Origin of the sequence: Roseburia sp. AF42-8 (genome assembly GCF_003435965.1) — a bacterium.
Classification (GTDB): Bacteria; Bacillota; Clostridia; order Lachnospirales; family Lachnospiraceae; genus Roseburia_C; species Roseburia_C amylophila.
The window spans coordinates 1-14,538 of sequence record NZ_QTVB01000047.1 but is presented as its reverse complement, the minus strand read 5'-3'; the positions used below and the strand labels follow the sequence as shown (position 1 = coordinate 14,538).

The following is a 14,538-nucleotide window of genomic DNA, read 5'->3' as shown; positions in this document are numbered from 1 at the left end:
CAATACCCACTTCGATAATCATAACACCTGCAAAATAATAAGTGCCATTGGAAATAATCTCACTAATATCCATATTCCAGTCCATATTTCCATTGTAATATAACTCACTATCATTCCTCCATAACTTCAAATTTGCCGAAATATCTTTCTAACTTTCCCTATTTTACAGGATTTTCAGCCCATTCATTAGTGAAATGATATGTATTTTCCCTTATTTTTGCCCTTATGAGATAATCGTAAGGGAAATAAGGGAAAGTTTTATTTAGTCGTTGCCTGCCACTTTATCAAGTAACTTTGCGGATTCCCGCTTGGCTTTTCTTGTGGAATGGGCGTAGACATTCATTGTGGTACTGACATCTGAGTGTCCTAACAGTTCCTGTACATCTTTCGGAGCTGCTCCATTTGCCAGAAGGTTGCTTGTGTAGGTGTGTCGCAACTGGTGAAAATGAAATCCTTCAAATCCATCCAGTTTCTGAGCAATCTTCCTGCAAACAATTCCTAACGTGCTTGGCAGTTCCAAACTTCCATCCGGTCTTAAGCAGACAAAGGATATTTCCTTATAATCTTCTGGAACATTCTCTGTTCCGTCCAGATGATAGAACTCATAGTAAACTCTGTTTTTGTCTTTTACTTCTCTGTAGTAGTTTTTGTGGTAAAGTTCTCCGTACTGCATTCGGTTTTTAAGTTGTTCCTTTCGGGCATTGCGAAGAATCTCTGCCAGTGTATCTCCAAAATCAACAATCCTTACCTTTTTTCGTTTGGTTGGTCCGATGATATTCTTGTGCCTTGAACCATCATATCGGATACTGCGTCTGATCGTAAGGCACTGTTCTTCAAGATTTACATCCTGCCATGCCAGACCACAGGCTTCACCGATACGAAGTCCTGCATAATAAGCTATCTGGATTGGAAGTATTGCCGGTGGATTGTAATCCTGTAGAAATTCAATCAGTCTTTCATAATCCTCTCGTGGAATTGGCTGTATATCGCCATCCATGTCATCATCAGAAAACAGGTCAACCTCATCCGTCTGGTATTTCAGCTTAATATACTGCATCGGATTGAAAGTGATATATTGCTTTGGTGATACTGCAAACCGGAATGACTGCTGTAATACTGCCGAGAAAGAACGAATGTAATCTTTGCTGTAACCTTTTCTTTCTGAACCATCTGGATAAGTGCCACCAAAGGAAAGCAGATCGAAGAAGGCTTGTAAATGCTCAGATGTTACATTTTTCAACTTTCTCTCTGAAATTGGATGCTTCTTGATGTTGGTAATAGCACCAAGGTAATTCTGGACTGTCCCATTACTGAGAGTACCGGTCTTTAATTCTTCCTCTGCCCATATATCAAGTAATTCTCCAACTGTAATATTTTCCGACTTTGCAATGAATTTCTTGCTTTCGTAATCGTCCATTGCCTGACGGAGCAGTTTTTCCGTTTCACTTTTGCTTTCTGTTCCAGCGTATTCTTTCTGAACCAGATTGCCGCTTGCATCTTCTACATAGAAGCGGTAGTACCATTTCTTTCCTTTTTTTCTTACAGATCCTTTTGCCATAATCGTGTGTCTCCTTTCGATATCAGACAATCGGAACTGATGAAATGCTTCTTGCGTGTAGGCATCTTATGGACAAGTCCATAAGCCAATTCGCCGCTCGTCAAATCTGTAAACAGCCTGACTTGCTCGTGCTCATTGTATCATAACTCCGGTTGTCGTTCTATACCGAATCGGAATCCTCATACAAAACTTCTGATAAAAGATTTTCAAGCCTTTGTTCTGCCATTTCCGGTTTCTTGGAATAGAGCCTTACAATATCTGCCATATCATTAAAGGCATTAACGGTATGGGTGATCTCCCGGAGAAACATAATCTCGTTATATTCATCATTCGATTCAAATCCCATTGCCTTTGCAATATCCGCTTCATTCGTGTTGCCCTTGTAATTCTTGCAGGCAAACTGGAATGATTCAAGAAACAGGTTATATTGCTTTAACATCAACAGCAGTAAATCTTTGGAAAAAGCATCTTCCTTTTTACTAAGGTCGAGAGGTAACTGTTTGAGAATATCGCCCATTGCATCACGAATCTGTAATTCTTTCTTATCCGTAATATCGGTTTCGTATTCATCGGTTTCCCCCTTGAGCCATTCAATAGATACATGAAGTGCTTCCGAAAGACCTTCCAGCACCATCTTTTTGGTATTGTCAATCGAACCATTCTCATAACGCAGGATTGTGGAAGCGGTAACTCCCATCTTCTCTGCAACATAAGGCTGTGTCAGATTTAATTCCAGACGACGCTGTTTTGCCCTGCTACCTATCAGCTTGCGTAGTTCTTTATCTTTCATGCTGATTGCCTCCTTTTTCGGTATGTATGAATTATAGCATGTACCTCACATAATTGCAATATGCAATATAATAATTATTTTTAAAATTTCATAACGCTTGACAACACAATATAAAACCGCTATACTAACAGCACAACAAAAATTGCATAATGCAATTTATAAGGAGGTGACAAGATGACGGAAAGAAAGATTGCATTATCCATCGAGGAAGCAGCCGACTATACAGGAATTGGCAGAAACACTTTGAGAAAGCTGGTTGAATGGAAGAAGCTTCCGGTATTAAAGGTCGGAAGAAAAGTCCTTATTAAAACTGACATTCTGGAAAAGTTCATGGAAGCCAACGAGGGGCGTGATCTGAGGGATAAAGGAAATGTAAAAGCTGTCACAAGAAATGTGGCAACTTAAAAAGGCGGCTTCCTAAGAAACCGCCAAAGGTTCTATCAGACCGAAGCCATGATATACCTACACGCAAGAGGATTATACCATGTGCTTCTCCTGATATGCAACCGGGAACTGTTGTTTATCGGAAAAAGAAAGGATGAAGACGATATGGCGAAATCAACAAAGACTTATGAAGAAAGAATACGTGCATTAGAGAAAAAGGAACAGGAAAGCATTGAAGCTACAAAAAAGCTCATTGCACAGCGGAAGGAACTGGAAAAGCGAAAGAAAGCAGAGGAAAGTAAAAAACGAACCCATAGGCTCTGTCAGATTGGTGGCGCAGTGGAATCGGTTCTTGGCTGTCCGATTGAGGAGGAAGATTTACCAAAGTTGATAGGCTTCTTAAAAAGGCAGGAAACAAACGGAAAGTTTTTCTCAAAGGCGATGCAGAAAGAGCCACTTACAGATATGGAGGAAGTGTAATGGCGGAGGGAGTGGTTTTTCCATTCCCTTCATTGCCTTTGAATGAAGGGCGCACTTATGGACAACCAGAGGTCGTCCTTATAAGTTTGCCACAAGTGGCAACCGGTCTGCGCTTACGCTTGCCGGGCTCGTTCCGTCGGCGGGGCTTTCAGCCAGACCTGCTCATGCCGCAGGGGGCACTCTTGCGCAGAGGGCGTTCCGACAGCTTCACTTCTGCCAAACCAGAAGAAGATGCTGTCGGAAATCAATGCCGGATACGGCAGAAAGGGGGAATCGTATCATGGCGATATTTCACTTTACAGTAAAGATTGTCGGGCGCAGTAAAGGAAAATCTGTCATATCCGCATCGGCATATCTTAATGGAGATGTGATGAAGAATGAGGAAACAGGCAGAATCAGTTACTATACTTCCAAAAAGGAAGTCGTCTACACCAGTCTGATGATGTGCGAAAATGCACCTCCTGAATGGCTGCATGTACCGGAAGAAAATATAAAAAGGTTTCAACAGTCTATCCGTTATAAAAGAGCGGATGATAAAGATGCCGCACTGGAAAAGTTTAAAATCACATTTCAGAAACAGCGTCTATGGAATGAGGTATTGAAGATAGAAAAAAATGCAGATGCACAGCTTGGACGCTCATTTGAATTTTCCCTGCCGAAAGAATGGAGCAGACAGGAACAGATTGATTATACAACCGAATATATTCAAAAGACTTTCGTGGATAAGGGAATGTGTGTCGACTGGAGCATACACGATAAGGGCGATGGAAACCCACATGTGCATTTACTTGTAACCATGCGACCATTCAATCTGGATCATTCATGGGGCAGCAAAGAAGTCAAGGACTGGGATTTTGCCAGAGATACTGACGGAAATATCGTGGTTGATGAATCCCACCCGGACTGGTGGCAGGATAAGAAAAATCCTGACCGGCATGGAATCCGCATTCCGGTACTTGATGAAAACGGAGTACAGAAAGTCGGGGCAAGAAACCGAAAACAATGGAAACGGGTTCTGACCGATGCTACCGGCTGGAATAATCCAAAGAATTGTGAGTTATGGCGAAGCGAATGGGCTGGGATGTGTAACCGGCATTTATCCATAGACAATCAGATTGACCACCGCTCTTATGAAAGACAGGGCAAATTAAAAATCCCTACGATTCATGAGGGTGCGGATGCAAGAAAGATTGAGGAAAAATATCTCACCGGACAGATATGGAATGGTTCATGGAAGGTAGAGGAAAACCAGATGATTAAAAAACAAAATGCACTATTGCAAAAGGTAATTGAAACCTTTGGTAAGGTATCCGGTGCATTGTCGATGTGGAGGGAGTGGTTGAATGACATTAGAAGAAAGCAAAGAAGTAATTCCCATGATGGAAGCAATGATTACACAGATAGAGGAACAGCAGAATATCATGGCAGAGATGCTTCAGGAAATACAGGAAAAGGACGAGAAGCTGATGTGCTTTCAGGAGCAGGAAGAACGATTGCAGCAATTAGAGAGCGAATTATCAGAACTGCTTCAAATCTTGCCGGATACAGAAGAACTGTTGATACTTCTGGAAGAAAAGACAGACCAGATACAGAAGCTTACAGACGAAAATCAGCAATGGCAGGAATTGGCACAGAAATTAAACAGCGAGAACCGGCTATTGCAGAAACAGAACAGCGAATTACTGAACTTGAACAGCAATTAGAGAAAGGAAGGTCGATTGATGAACGAATTAAGAAACTCAAAGAGCGACGATCAACTGGAAGAGTTGCTTCTGCTGACAGAGCAGATGCAGGAAGAACTCGACCAGAAAGACAGGACTATCCGGGAACTGAAAATGCAGCTCGACGAATCGCTGACCTTGAACGAGAGGTTAAACAGCGAGAACAGAGCAGGGAACATTCAAGCCTTAAAGAACGACTTGAGGAAAACAAAAGAATTGTTGCAGAGAGAGAAAGAGAAAACGCACGCTGCCGAAATCATGACAGAGGAATGTCAAGATAAGCTAAGGCAGGCAGAACAGGAACGGGACTATGCACTCTCTCATCAGAAAAAAGTAGAGATACCGGTTGAAAAGCCAGTACTCTATCAAAAGTGTGGGAACTGTAACCTGACAGCTTATCTGAAAGCCAAGGAAAAGTATGATACGCAGAGAGAAAAACTGGCAGGCAGATATAAAACAAAAACAGCCATGTATGAAGCATTGATGTTTCTGCTGATATGGTATTCCGTATCAACTACTCTTTTTCAGATGATACGGTCAAAAATATTTATTTCTGATTGCGTGGTATTCTTTGATACAATCGCCACTTTTATACAGACCATTGCAGGGTGGATTATACTGACAGGAAAGAACATGGCACAGATTAGTAATGGAATATCCAATCCTGTCGTTGCCGGAATTGTATATTGGCTGATAAGAATACTGATCTGCGGTGGATGTTTGGTGGGTGCTGGAATACTTGTAGCATTTATAGAGATAAAGATTGCAGAGTTATATAAGAAGTGCTGTTGGGATATGATTACCATAATGGTAATACTTATAAGCATGGCAACAGCTATCTACTTTGGGAAGTGGATAAAGACAACATTGCCAATCAATCTGCTATTTCTCTTATTATTCGTGCAACTGGTATATGTTGGAATCAGGTGGTATGTAAAGGGATGGCGAGAAACAAGGGGATATCATTAAAACAAAAATACCGATATTTTATTGGTACTATATGTCTTTACTTTCGTGCTAATATATATTATCATATTAGCACGAAAGGAGAAAGCATATGACTCAGTTTGAAAAATTAGATTTGTTGTTGCGTGAATGTGGAGGGACAATTCAGACATTTCAAGTTCTAAATAATGGAATTAGTAAGTCTGTGTTTTATGCATATGTGAAGGAACGAGGATTAGAACAAGCTGCTCATGGTGTGTATGTATCGCCGGATACGTGGACAGATGCAATGTACCTTTTGCATTTACGTTGTGGTCAAGCTGTATTTTCTCATGAAACTGCATTGTTTTTTCATGATTTAACGGACAGAGAGCCTTTGAAATACACCATAACAGTAAGAACTGGATATAATCCAAGTCGTTTGCAGGAAGACGGTTTTCAAGTGTACACAGTAAAAAAGGATTTACATGAAATAGGAATCATAGCTATGCAGACATCATTCGGACATTCCGTTCCCGTTTATGACATGGAGAGAACAATTTGTGATCTGCTTCGTAGCAGAAAAAATGTTGAAATGCAGGTCTTTCAAGACGCATTGAAACAATATGCAAAACGTAAGGATAAAAACTTACGGATGCTTATGAAATACGCAGCTATGTTTCATGTTGAAAACATACTTAGACCATATTTGGAGGTGTTACTTTAGATGATAACAACGGCAAGACAATTAAAGGATTTAATTCGTAATATGTCAAAGAAAAAATCCGCAGATGCACAGATTTTGATGCGGAATTATATGATGGAACGTTTTTTAGAACGAATTTCTTTATCAGAGTATAAAAACCAGTTTATATTAAAAGGTGGAATGCTTGTGGCGGCAATGGTTGGTCTGGATGCCAGAGCTACTATGGATCTGGATGCTACCATAAAAGGCACTAATGTTAGTGTGGAGGATGTAGAAATGATTATATCCCAAATTATATCAATTCCACTGGACGATGGTGTTTCATTTCGGGTCAAACGGATATCGGAAATCATGGAAGAAGCAGATTATCCTGGTGTTCGTGTAAGCATGGAAACGAAATTTGATGGTGTAATCACACCATTAAAGATTGATATTTCTACAGGGGATGTAATTACACCAAGAGAAATCAAGTACAAATTTAATCTTATGCTTGAAGACCGCACTATTGAGGTATGGGCATATAATCTGGAAACGGTATTGGCTGAAAAATTGGAAACTGTTGTTAGTCGAAACGTTACAAATACACGAATGAGAGATTTTTATGATATTTATATTTTACAAAAGTTGTATGGAGAACAACTCCAAAAACAAGTTTTATGGACTGCACTTGTGGCTACAGCCAAAAAAAGGGGAACATTAGACCTGATAGAAGCTGAGGATATAAGAGAAATATTTGATGAAATTGAATCAAGTCCGGTTATGGAGACCTTATGGAAAACATATCAAAAAAATTATTCTTATGCTGCTGATATTTCATGGCATGCAATTGTGAAGTCAATCTGTGCATTATATGGAAGTATATTGGAGAATATGTATGACACATAAAAAACTGATATGTAAATTACGTTAGCATTTTGAGTTGCCTAAATTCGAAAGTTAGGAAAATCTTAATAATTTCTCAGGCAATCCATTGTGAATTTAGATGTTGTATTTGCTATACTTAATTGGAAATATGAGCAAAGGAGTTGAAAATATGTCTGAAAAGATATTGATTATAGATGACGAGCAAGATATAGCGGATCTGTTGGAGGTCTACTTGAAAAACGAAAATTACGTCGTTTATAAATTTTACTGCGCAACGGATGCCATGTCGTGTATTGAAAGCGGCGACATTGATCTTGCCATTCTGGATATTATGCTCCCGGATATGAACGGCTTTTCACTTTGCCAGCTTATCCGAAAGAAATACACTTATCCAATCATAATGCTAACGGCTAAAATTGAGGAAACGGATAAAATAACGGGGCTGACATTTGCTGGGGTTAGATAGCGATACTTTTTACATCTACCATGTTGCGGCGGTCATGGTTGACAACTTGCGTCGGCTCCTGCTCGGTATCAACCTGTCCGACAAAGCTATAATGGATTTCGATTTTCCGGGTGTTGGTTTCCCGGTCTAATTCATGTATCAAAATACGGTCGATAAACTCATGGACGTTTTCATAGGTCAATTCCTGTATGTCGCTGTATTTCCCGACAATCTGAATAAACCTTGATATATCCCTTTTTCGCTCGGTAACGGTTGCGATCTGCTGTTGTAACTCGTCTATCCTTGCGGCAAGGGATTTCTTTTCGTCCTCATAGCCGGAAGTTAGAAACACAAACCGTTCATCTGTCAGTCTGCCTAATGCGTTGTCCTCATACAGCTTGCGGAAAAGCGTGTCAAGTTCGGTCATACGCGCCTGTGCTTTGAAAAGTTCCTTTTGCTGCTGCGCTAATGCCTTTCTCGCTTCCATGTCGCCGTACTCGGTAGCTTTACAGATAAAGTCCTGTTCGTGTTCCTTAACATACCGCAAAACCCGCCGCATATCTTCCAGCACTAAATCAAGAAGTACGTTTTTGCGGATATAATGAGAGGTACACTCGCTGCCTGTCCTTGCCCTGTTGCGCCATGCGCCGCAAGAATAGGAAAACTTGCGCGGCTCGATATTTACGCCCTGTTGGTAATACATCTTATGTCTGCAACCAGCGCAAAACAGCAAGCCGGAAAAAATATCAATCTCCGCTGCTTTTGTCGGGCGGTGGCGGGTAGCAATCCGCTTTTGCGCAAGTTCAAAGGTTTCCTCGTCAACAAGCGGCTCATGGGTGTTTGGGAAGAAATAGCGTTGTTCTTCTTCGTTCTTCCGGGTCTTTTTCGACTTGTAGGATACCTTGTGAGTTTTCGCGGTTATGGTATGCCCTAAATATTCCTGCCTTGCTAATATGTCATAGAGCGTTTTGTCCGGCCAAGTATAGGGGGCGATCATTGCCCGCTGATACCGCGCCTGTCCTGTACGCTGATAGCGCAACGCTCCAATCGTCAAGACTTTGTTTTCCGCAAGCCATTTTTGGATTTCGCACATACGCACGCCGCTAACAAACATAGCGAAAACCTGTTTGACAATCGGCGCGGTTTCCGGGTCGGGTATAAGGTGGTGGCGGTTGTTCGGGTCTGGGATATAGCCGTATGGATATTCCCCGTTGACGCGCTCGCCTTTTTGCGCCTGTGCCTGTTTAACTGCGCGGATTTTCTTGCTTGTGTCGCGGGCGTAAAACTCGTTAAACCAGTTCCGCAAGGGGGTAAACTCGTTATCCTCCCGCGCTGTGTCAACTCCGTCGTTGATCGCGATATAGCGTACTCCGTTTTCGGGAAATACAATCTCTATGAGTTCGCCCGTTTTCAGATAGTTTCTGCCAAGACGGGAAAGGTCTTTGGTAATGACCGTCGCCACTCGTCCGGCTTCCACTTCCTGCAACATCGCTTGCAGCCCCTCGCGCTCAAAACTCACGCCGGAAAATCCGTCGTCCACAAAAAACTTTGTGTTCAAAAAATGGTGTTCGTCCGCATAGCGTTGAAGTATCATTTTTTGGTGCTGTATGCTTCCGCTTTCTCCGGCTTGCATATCCTCTTGACTTAAACGGCAGTAAAGGGCGGTGATTTTATTCGACTGTAACATTAGTCCTCCTTTCCGACAGCCGAATAAACAGGTATAATGTGTTGCTATCATTATACCATATCCCGCCGCCTAATGCACTACTCGGACGCTAAAAATCCCGGATTTCCGGGCTTTTTCTGCAAATCCTTTACAATGAGTTTCTCAATCTTTTTATGGATTGTATCGGTTGCCTTTTCACTCGGCAACGCTTGAACAAGATAGGTGATTTTCCCTATTTTGCGTTCGGTTGTAATTGTCTGTTTTTTATCCATTAGAAAAACCTCCTTTTCCTGTATGGATAAACTATATTCGTCAAAAGGCAAAAACGGGCGGTTGTTAGCTGCAACCTCACGGGAGTTTCACCCCGGCCCATGCTTATGGGTGCGCCGCGCAATACTTTGAGGGTGTTCAACGCGGGAGTATCATTGTGCCGCCTTGTATGTCGTCGCCCACAAGCTGCTAAACCTGTTTTACGGCGCGGTAGTTCTCGCTCGGCTTTTCCCCTATGGGGAAAAGCTGTCATGGCGTACCCGCCGACTGGCTCGGTACAGACGGAATGTACCCGTTTGCCTGTTATGCTGCGCACCAAAGGCCGCTTTCTTTGTCAAAGAACAATAGGCTTTGTCGGCCTGCAAAAGCACATCAACAGCGGATATGCTTTTGCGGAACGACAAATAGCCCATAACGGGAAGCGTGGAAAGGGGACACGCTCCCCGCATGGGCTAAAAGATTATCCTACATGAAAAGCAAGGGTGCGGGTAATAAGGCGCACTTGCAGCCTGTTACGCATTTCCTCGTCCACATAGGAATAGGTATTGCCCGCGTCGTCTTTCAGCGTGCGGGTACAAAGTTTCGCTATGTAACCCTCGTAGTGCTTCAAGATCGCGCACATGGCGGTTGTGTCGCCGTTTGCCGCTGCGGAAATGACAGGGAACGGCAACAGATTTTCAGACTTCCTAACGGTATTCATCATCTGCTTTTCCCTCCAAATACTGTTTGATTTTCGCAAGCGCGGATTTCCTGTGCCGGAAAACCGTCGTGCGTACAACATTCAGCAGTTCGCCAATTTCCGCGTCGCTCATATCCAAGAAGTAGGACAAAAGGATAATGTCGCGTTTCCTTTCGGGCAAAGCGTTAAGGGCTTCGGCAAGCAGTTCATTTTTGACGAGTACATCAAAGCCGGACACTTGAAAACGGAAATAATCGCTTTCGTATTCGTCCGTTGTGAAAAGCTGCGCGAGTTCGCTTTCGCTCAAATCCGAAAAAGTAACTTCGCGTGCTGCGCGTTTCGCAAGAGTGCGGCGGTGGCTTTTCGCTTCGCCGACCAAAGTTTTCTTTGCTAATGCGTCGTACTGATGTTGTATTCTTTCCTTGTCGGAAGAAGATAGCTCCATAGAGTTCACCTCCTTCCCGCGTGGAGTAGAGGACGGGAGTTAAGGGCTTGTCCTCTCTGCCCCTTTCGCTCCGTACCCGTTCGGGAGATGGCTCTTGAGTGCGCTTTTCAGAAAAAAGTTGAAAAAAGCAAAATGCGCCCGTCCGCAAGACGCGGACGGGCGCAAAGGAAATGTAAGCAGTAGCTAAATGTATTGACAGTTCACATTCATAGCCGGAATATCCCGCTTGCGGAGCATAGCTTTTTTTGACCGCAAAGCATTAGGCGGGTTACAGTAAATAAAAATGGACACGGCGATACCTCCCCGATACCGCCGTATCCTTAAAAAAGGGCGACTTTAATACACTACCCGCAATCCATTCTATAATAGGGAACAGCGGCTTTTGCGCAATATTAAATAAAAAGCCGATAACACATAGGTTTTTTGACCTAATGCGTTATCGGCTCTGCGTCTATGCGTCTGGCACTTTTAATCATTTTTTTTTGAATTTATTATATGTGTTAGCTAACTGTCCACAAGCCGCGTTAATCTCTCTGCCATGAGAAACTCTCATAGTAACTTCAAGTCCTGCTTGCTCTAATTGATGTTTGAATGCAACTATTTCCCGTTTCTGTGGTGCTTTAATTCTTGAATTGCTTGTTGGGTTGTATTGTAACACGTTAATCATAACTTTTTTGCCCCGAAACCATTTTGCAAGTTGTCTTACATCTGAGGGCCGGTCATTTATACCCGGTAAAAGCAAATACGCAAAGACAATTTTGCGATTATGCCTTTCAGAATAGGATAAGGCTTGCTTAACAACATCTTCAATAGCATATATGCGCATGTGAGGAATAATACGATTTCTTGCAGATTGTGTTGCTGCGTGTAAAGATATTGTCAACTGAATTTTAAGATGTTCCTCGCGCAATTTTTTTAATTGATCGACCGGACCAACTGTTGATATGGTAATGCCGTCGGTTGGAAAGTTGAGCCCATATCTATCTCGGAGAATATGGATTGCTTTTATCAAGTTGTCATAATTGAATAAAGGCTCTCCCATACCCATAAAAACGATACGGTTTACTTTTCGACGCAACAATATAATCTGTTGTACGATTTCTGACGATGTTAGATTACGAACAAAGCCATTTCGCCCGGACTCACAAAAAATACAACCAACAGGACAACCGACTTGTGTGCTCACGCAAACAGTTCCACCATCTCGCCGCTTGATAAAAACCGTTTCAATGTATTTGTTGTCTTTCAGTTCGTAAACATACTTTTCAGTATCACTGCTTTTGCAAATATTTTTTACCAACATTGATAGATTTTTTTTGCGTGGTAATTGCTTATATAATTCTTCATATAAGGCTTTTGCTTCATTCTCGCCAATAACTTCCGACATTTCTTTGTAAGTAAATCCGTATGGATCATTCCGTACTTCCGCAGGCGTATATTTAGGTAAACGTTTCATTTTTATATCCTTTCTTCTAAATAATAAAAGTTTGTTTTTCTGTATTTTTGATTACAATCTCTAATTTTTCTACATCAATGATATGCGTCAATTTGCATTTAGGGCAGAAAAGAGGAAAATCTTTTAATACAGTATTATGAAATACTTGAACTCTCGTCTTTCCGTTACAAATCGGACATTTTATCCAATATTTTTTAAGCATTATATTTCACTCGTCCTTTTTACACAAAAAAATGCAGGTCAATCCTCAACATGAGCATTGACCTGCATTTATAATGCACAGAGCAGTACAACAAAACTAAGGCATAGCTTGCACTATGTCTATACTATATCTATACGTCGTTAGTTTTTTGTATAGCATCCGCAAAATAAGCATGACAAAAAAGCCCATGTTGAAAATGGGAAAATCCTTTTTTTCAATGCTTATCTAATACGCATGCTATGCAACATAAACGCCACCTCCTTTTACATAAATTTTATTTTATCAGAAAATCAGTCTACTGTCAATACACAACAGGAAGTATTTAACCTAATGATATGAATTGTGTGGACATATCCAAAAAGAAAGGTGAACTGTAAAATGTAACAGGGTGAATGAAAATGGCAAAAAGACCCGTACCATTGTACGACTTTAAGGCTTTCGGGGCAGCTATAAAAGCCGCGAGAAATGAATACGGCGAGAGCCGCAAAAAGGTAAGCGACGAGTTATATATTTCCCCGCGCTACCTTGCGAATATCGAGAACAAGGGACAACAGCCGAGTTTACAGGTATTCTATGACCTTGTAACCCGGTATCATATTTCGGTAGATCAATTTTTCTTCCCGAACAGCAATGCGGAGAAATCCACCGGGCGGCGGCAGCTTGACGCGCTGCTGGACGGTATGAGCGATAAAGGCATACGGATTGTAACCGCAACAGCAAGGGAGATAACGGAAGTCGAAAAAGCAGAGGATTAACCTCACAATATGAGAAATCGGGAGATTGCAGCGCATGGCGGCTGCAATCTTTTTTTGCGTCCAAAATCAAAGGAACGCGCAACAAATACCGCCTTTCGGTGGGGGTATGGAGTAGATAGCAAGCACAGCAAACGAGTACCCGTTTGCGGAAAATGCTTGTTGGATAATCCCAAACCCTTATACCGAAAGGCGGTGCGGAAATGGAAAACCGAAAGAGAAATATACAGATGAAGTTTTACGTTACGGAAGAAGAAAAGCGGCTGATCGACGAGAAGATGAAGCAGCTTCCCATAAAGCAGTATGGGGCATACTTCCGTAAAATGGCGATAGACGGGTATATTCTTGTCGTTGACCGAAGCGACACAAAAGCATATATCCGGGAACTGCAAGCGGTGAGCCGGAACATCAACCAAATTGCAAAACGCGCCAATGCGACGGGGACGGTTTACAGGCAGGATATAGAGGACATTAAAAAGGCGGTGGACGAGATATGGCGGTTACAAAGACGCACCCTATTAAATCAACCTTAAAGGCTGCGATAGACTATATCTTAAATCCCGAAAAGACAGACGGGAAGCTGCTTGCGTCCTCTTTCGGCTGCGGGCTGGAAACCGCCGATATTGAGTTTGCATGGACGCGGGAAGCTGCCGGAGATCGCGGCACACATTTAGGGCGGCACTTGATACAATCCTTTGCGGTGGGAGAACAGTCAATGCGGAGCATATAGCCAACAGAGGTGTAAACATCAATACTGTTGCGCTTGGGATTGTATTCTGCAAATATTGTTCTCATCGTATTAAATCTCCTTATCGTTAAATCAATCATTTGTTGCAAAAATCAGAAGCATTTCAATCAGTTCACAATGTCACTTTTATTTTGTGTTATACTGTTTTATATAATTTTCTTGCCCTTGTTTTTGCCCTTATCAGAGTTCGTAAACACTGGTGGGACGATATAACGCAAGGGAAACAATAAGGGAAAGCTCACCTGCGATAAACTTTGTGTTTTCAAGGGATTGAGAGATATTTGATAATAAAATATAACAGTTATTAAATCCCTTGGAATATATGAAATCTCAATTCAAATTTGTATAACAGTAGTCTAACACACGTTGTTTAAAAATACTACAGCCAAGCCAATGTCTGTAATTTGCCCTAAAATTTCATTTTATGGAATTTGGACTACTTGATTTT

The 14,538-nt window shown here is 41.9% G+C and carries 18 protein-coding genes and 2 pseudogenes; 11 read left to right on the top strand and 9 right to left on the bottom strand.

Annotation, left to right across the window (positions count from 1 at the left end; genetic code table 11):
* Nucleotides 1–262: 262 nt before the first annotated feature.
* Nucleotides 263–1,558 carry a tyrosine-type recombinase/integrase gene (locus tag DW059_RS13315; protein WP_015530038.1) on the bottom strand — a complete coding sequence of 432 codons (1,296 nt, stop codon included), beginning with the start codon at nucleotides 1,556–1,558 and terminating at the stop codon, nucleotides 263–265.
* Between the two features lie 160 nt (nucleotides 1,559–1,718).
* Nucleotides 1,719–2,348 carry a helix-turn-helix domain-containing protein gene (locus DW059_RS13310; RefSeq protein WP_012744229.1) on the bottom strand — a complete coding sequence of 210 codons (630 nt, stop codon included), beginning with the start codon at nucleotides 2,346–2,348 and terminating at the stop codon, nucleotides 1,719–1,721.
* 174 nt (nucleotides 2,349–2,522) lie between these two features.
* Here DW059_RS13310 and DW059_RS13305 point away from each other — a divergent pair, with 174 nt between their 5' ends.
* The 8 genes and pseudogenes from DW059_RS13305 to DW059_RS13270 form a co-directional block, all read left to right on the top strand.
* Nucleotides 2,523–2,753, top strand: a complete 231-nt coding sequence (locus DW059_RS13305; RefSeq protein WP_003505382.1) for a helix-turn-helix domain-containing protein — start codon at nucleotides 2,523–2,525, stop codon at nucleotides 2,751–2,753.
* Between the two features lie 144 nt (nucleotides 2,754–2,897).
* Entirely contained in the window at nucleotides 2,898–3,212 is a 315-nt protein-coding gene (locus tag DW059_RS13300; protein WP_014080633.1) for a hypothetical protein, read from the top strand.
* Nucleotides 3,212–3,517: a hypothetical protein gene (locus DW059_RS13295; protein ID WP_005345966.1), complete on the top strand. Its 306-nt coding sequence runs from the start codon at nucleotides 3,212–3,214 to the stop codon at nucleotides 3,515–3,517. The genes DW059_RS13300 and DW059_RS13295 overlap by 1 nt, the downstream gene beginning before the upstream one ends.
* Complete coding sequence (locus DW059_RS13290) at nucleotides 3,493–5,214, top strand: MobA/MobL family protein (protein ID WP_117607065.1); 1,722 nt, start codon at nucleotides 3,493–3,495, stop codon at nucleotides 5,212–5,214. The genes DW059_RS13295 and DW059_RS13290 overlap by 25 nt, the downstream gene beginning before the upstream one ends.
* Nucleotides 5,192–5,902: a DUF6040 family protein gene (locus DW059_RS13285; RefSeq protein ID WP_003505369.1), complete on the top strand. Its 711-nt coding sequence runs from the start codon at nucleotides 5,192–5,194 to the stop codon at nucleotides 5,900–5,902. The genes DW059_RS13290 and DW059_RS13285 overlap by 23 nt, the downstream gene beginning before the upstream one ends.
* An 88-nt stretch (nucleotides 5,903–5,990) precedes the next feature.
* On the top strand, nucleotides 5,991–6,584 hold the full coding sequence (locus DW059_RS13280) for a type IV toxin-antitoxin system AbiEi family antitoxin domain-containing protein (RefSeq protein WP_003505367.1): 594 nt from the start codon (nucleotides 5,991–5,993) through the stop codon (nucleotides 6,582–6,584).
* Entirely contained in the window at nucleotides 6,585–7,448 is an 864-nt protein-coding gene (locus DW059_RS13275) for a nucleotidyl transferase AbiEii/AbiGii toxin family protein (protein ID WP_003505363.1), read from the top strand. It begins immediately after the preceding gene.
* Between the two features lie 148 nt (nucleotides 7,449–7,596).
* Nucleotides 7,597–7,875: pseudogene (locus DW059_RS13270) on the top strand (response regulator); the annotation flags it as partial.
* 10 nt (nucleotides 7,876–7,885) lie between these two features.
* On the opposite strand, the gene DW059_RS13265 reads toward DW059_RS13270, so the two are convergent.
* From DW059_RS13265 to DW059_RS13235, 6 genes are all read right to left on the bottom strand, one after another.
* Entirely contained in the window at nucleotides 7,886–9,559 is a 1,674-nt protein-coding gene (locus tag DW059_RS13265) for a recombinase family protein (RefSeq protein ID WP_002604471.1), read from the bottom strand.
* 77 nt (nucleotides 9,560–9,636) lie between these two features.
* The gene (locus DW059_RS13260) at nucleotides 9,637–9,810 is read right to left on the bottom strand and encodes a transposon-encoded TnpW family protein (RefSeq protein WP_002604472.1); all 174 of its coding nucleotides are present in this window, start codon (nucleotides 9,808–9,810) and stop codon (nucleotides 9,637–9,639) included.
* 458 nt (nucleotides 9,811–10,268) lie between these two features.
* Nucleotides 10,269–10,511: a helix-turn-helix domain-containing protein gene (locus DW059_RS13250; RefSeq protein ID WP_002604473.1), complete on the bottom strand. Its 243-nt coding sequence runs from the start codon at nucleotides 10,509–10,511 to the stop codon at nucleotides 10,269–10,271.
* Nucleotides 10,495–10,932, bottom strand: a complete 438-nt coding sequence (locus DW059_RS13245) for a sigma-70 family RNA polymerase sigma factor (protein WP_002604474.1) — start codon at nucleotides 10,930–10,932, stop codon at nucleotides 10,495–10,497. Before DW059_RS13245 ends, DW059_RS13250 begins: the two co-directional genes overlap by 17 nt.
* 472 nt (nucleotides 10,933–11,404) lie before the next feature.
* A complete protein-coding gene (gene rlmN / locus DW059_RS13240) occupies nucleotides 11,405–12,388 on the bottom strand; it encodes a 23S rRNA (adenine(2503)-C(2))-methyltransferase RlmN (protein ID WP_002584956.1) in 984 nt (327 codons plus the stop codon).
* Nucleotides 12,389–12,404: 16 nt separating this feature from the next.
* Nucleotides 12,405–12,590 (bottom strand): cysteine-rich KTR domain-containing protein, encoded by a 186-nt coding sequence (locus DW059_RS13235; protein ID WP_003431289.1) that lies wholly within the window; start codon nucleotides 12,588–12,590, stop codon nucleotides 12,405–12,407.
* A 398-nt stretch (nucleotides 12,591–12,988) separates the two neighbouring features.
* Between DW059_RS13235 and DW059_RS13230 the strand changes: the two genes are divergently transcribed.
* The 3 genes from DW059_RS13230 to DW059_RS17850 all read left to right on the top strand — a co-directional run bounded on the left by DW059_RS13230 (nucleotide 12,989) and on the right by DW059_RS17850 (nucleotide 14,072).
* Nucleotides 12,989–13,345, top strand: a complete 357-nt coding sequence (locus tag DW059_RS13230; RefSeq protein WP_002584957.1) for a helix-turn-helix transcriptional regulator — start codon at nucleotides 12,989–12,991, stop codon at nucleotides 13,343–13,345.
* Nucleotides 13,346–13,545: 200 nt separating this feature from the next.
* On the top strand, nucleotides 13,546–13,875 hold the full coding sequence (locus DW059_RS13225; RefSeq protein WP_002584958.1) for a plasmid mobilization protein: 330 nt from the start codon (nucleotides 13,546–13,548) through the stop codon (nucleotides 13,873–13,875).
* Entirely contained in the window at nucleotides 13,836–14,072 is a 237-nt protein-coding gene (locus tag DW059_RS17850; protein ID WP_416386143.1) for a relaxase/mobilization nuclease domain-containing protein, read from the top strand. The genes DW059_RS13225 and DW059_RS17850 overlap by 40 nt, the downstream gene beginning before the upstream one ends.
* On the opposite strand, the pseudogene DW059_RS17845 reads toward DW059_RS17850, so the two are convergent.
* Nucleotides 14,033–14,137: pseudogene (locus DW059_RS17845) on the bottom strand (DUF6061 family protein); the annotation flags it as partial. The gene DW059_RS17850 and the pseudogene DW059_RS17845 overlap by 40 nt on opposite strands.
* Between the last annotated feature and the right edge of the window lie 401 nt (nucleotides 14,138–14,538).

Excerpts from the sequence above, each read along its gene's own strand:
- DW059_RS13315 (WP_015530038.1), bottom strand. The coding sequence starts at position 1,558 with ATGGCAAAAGGATCTGTAAGAAAAAAAGGAAAGAAATGGTACTACCGC.
- DW059_RS13310 (WP_012744229.1), bottom strand. The coding sequence starts at position 2,348 with ATGAAAGATAAAGAACTACGCAAGCTGATAGGTAGCAGGGCAAAACAG.
- DW059_RS13305 (WP_003505382.1), top strand. The coding sequence starts at position 2,523 with ATGACGGAAAGAAAGATTGCATTATCCATCGAGGAAGCAGCCGACTAT.
- DW059_RS13300 (WP_014080633.1), top strand. The coding sequence starts at position 2,898 with ATGGCGAAATCAACAAAGACTTATGAAGAAAGAATACGTGCATTAGAG.
- DW059_RS13295 (WP_005345966.1), top strand. The coding sequence starts at position 3,212 with ATGGCGGAGGGAGTGGTTTTTCCATTCCCTTCATTGCCTTTGAATGAA.
- DW059_RS13290 (WP_117607065.1), top strand. The coding sequence starts at position 3,493 with ATGGCGATATTTCACTTTACAGTAAAGATTGTCGGGCGCAGTAAAGGA.
- DW059_RS13285 (WP_003505369.1), top strand. The coding sequence starts at position 5,192 with ATGACAGAGGAATGTCAAGATAAGCTAAGGCAGGCAGAACAGGAACGG.
- DW059_RS13280 (WP_003505367.1), top strand. The coding sequence starts at position 5,991 with ATGACTCAGTTTGAAAAATTAGATTTGTTGTTGCGTGAATGTGGAGGG.
- DW059_RS13275 (WP_003505363.1), top strand. The coding sequence starts at position 6,585 with ATGATAACAACGGCAAGACAATTAAAGGATTTAATTCGTAATATGTCA.
- DW059_RS13265 (WP_002604471.1), bottom strand. The coding sequence starts at position 9,559 with ATGTTACAGTCGAATAAAATCACCGCCCTTTACTGCCGTTTAAGTCAA.
- DW059_RS13260 (WP_002604472.1), bottom strand. The coding sequence starts at position 9,810 with ATGGATAAAAAACAGACAATTACAACCGAACGCAAAATAGGGAAAATC.
- DW059_RS13250 (WP_002604473.1), bottom strand. The coding sequence starts at position 10,511 with ATGATGAATACCGTTAGGAAGTCTGAAAATCTGTTGCCGTTCCCTGTC.
- DW059_RS13245 (WP_002604474.1), bottom strand. The coding sequence starts at position 10,932 with ATGGAGCTATCTTCTTCCGACAAGGAAAGAATACAACATCAGTACGAC.
- rlmN (WP_002584956.1), bottom strand. The coding sequence starts at position 12,388 with ATGAAACGTTTACCTAAATATACGCCTGCGGAAGTACGGAATGATCCA.
- DW059_RS13235 (WP_003431289.1), bottom strand. The coding sequence starts at position 12,590 with ATGCTTAAAAAATATTGGATAAAATGTCCGATTTGTAACGGAAAGACG.
- DW059_RS13230 (WP_002584957.1), top strand. The coding sequence starts at position 12,989 with ATGGCAAAAAGACCCGTACCATTGTACGACTTTAAGGCTTTCGGGGCA.
- DW059_RS13225 (WP_002584958.1), top strand. The coding sequence starts at position 13,546 with ATGGAAAACCGAAAGAGAAATATACAGATGAAGTTTTACGTTACGGAA.
- DW059_RS17850 (WP_416386143.1), top strand. The coding sequence starts at position 13,836 with ATGGCGGTTACAAAGACGCACCCTATTAAATCAACCTTAAAGGCTGCG.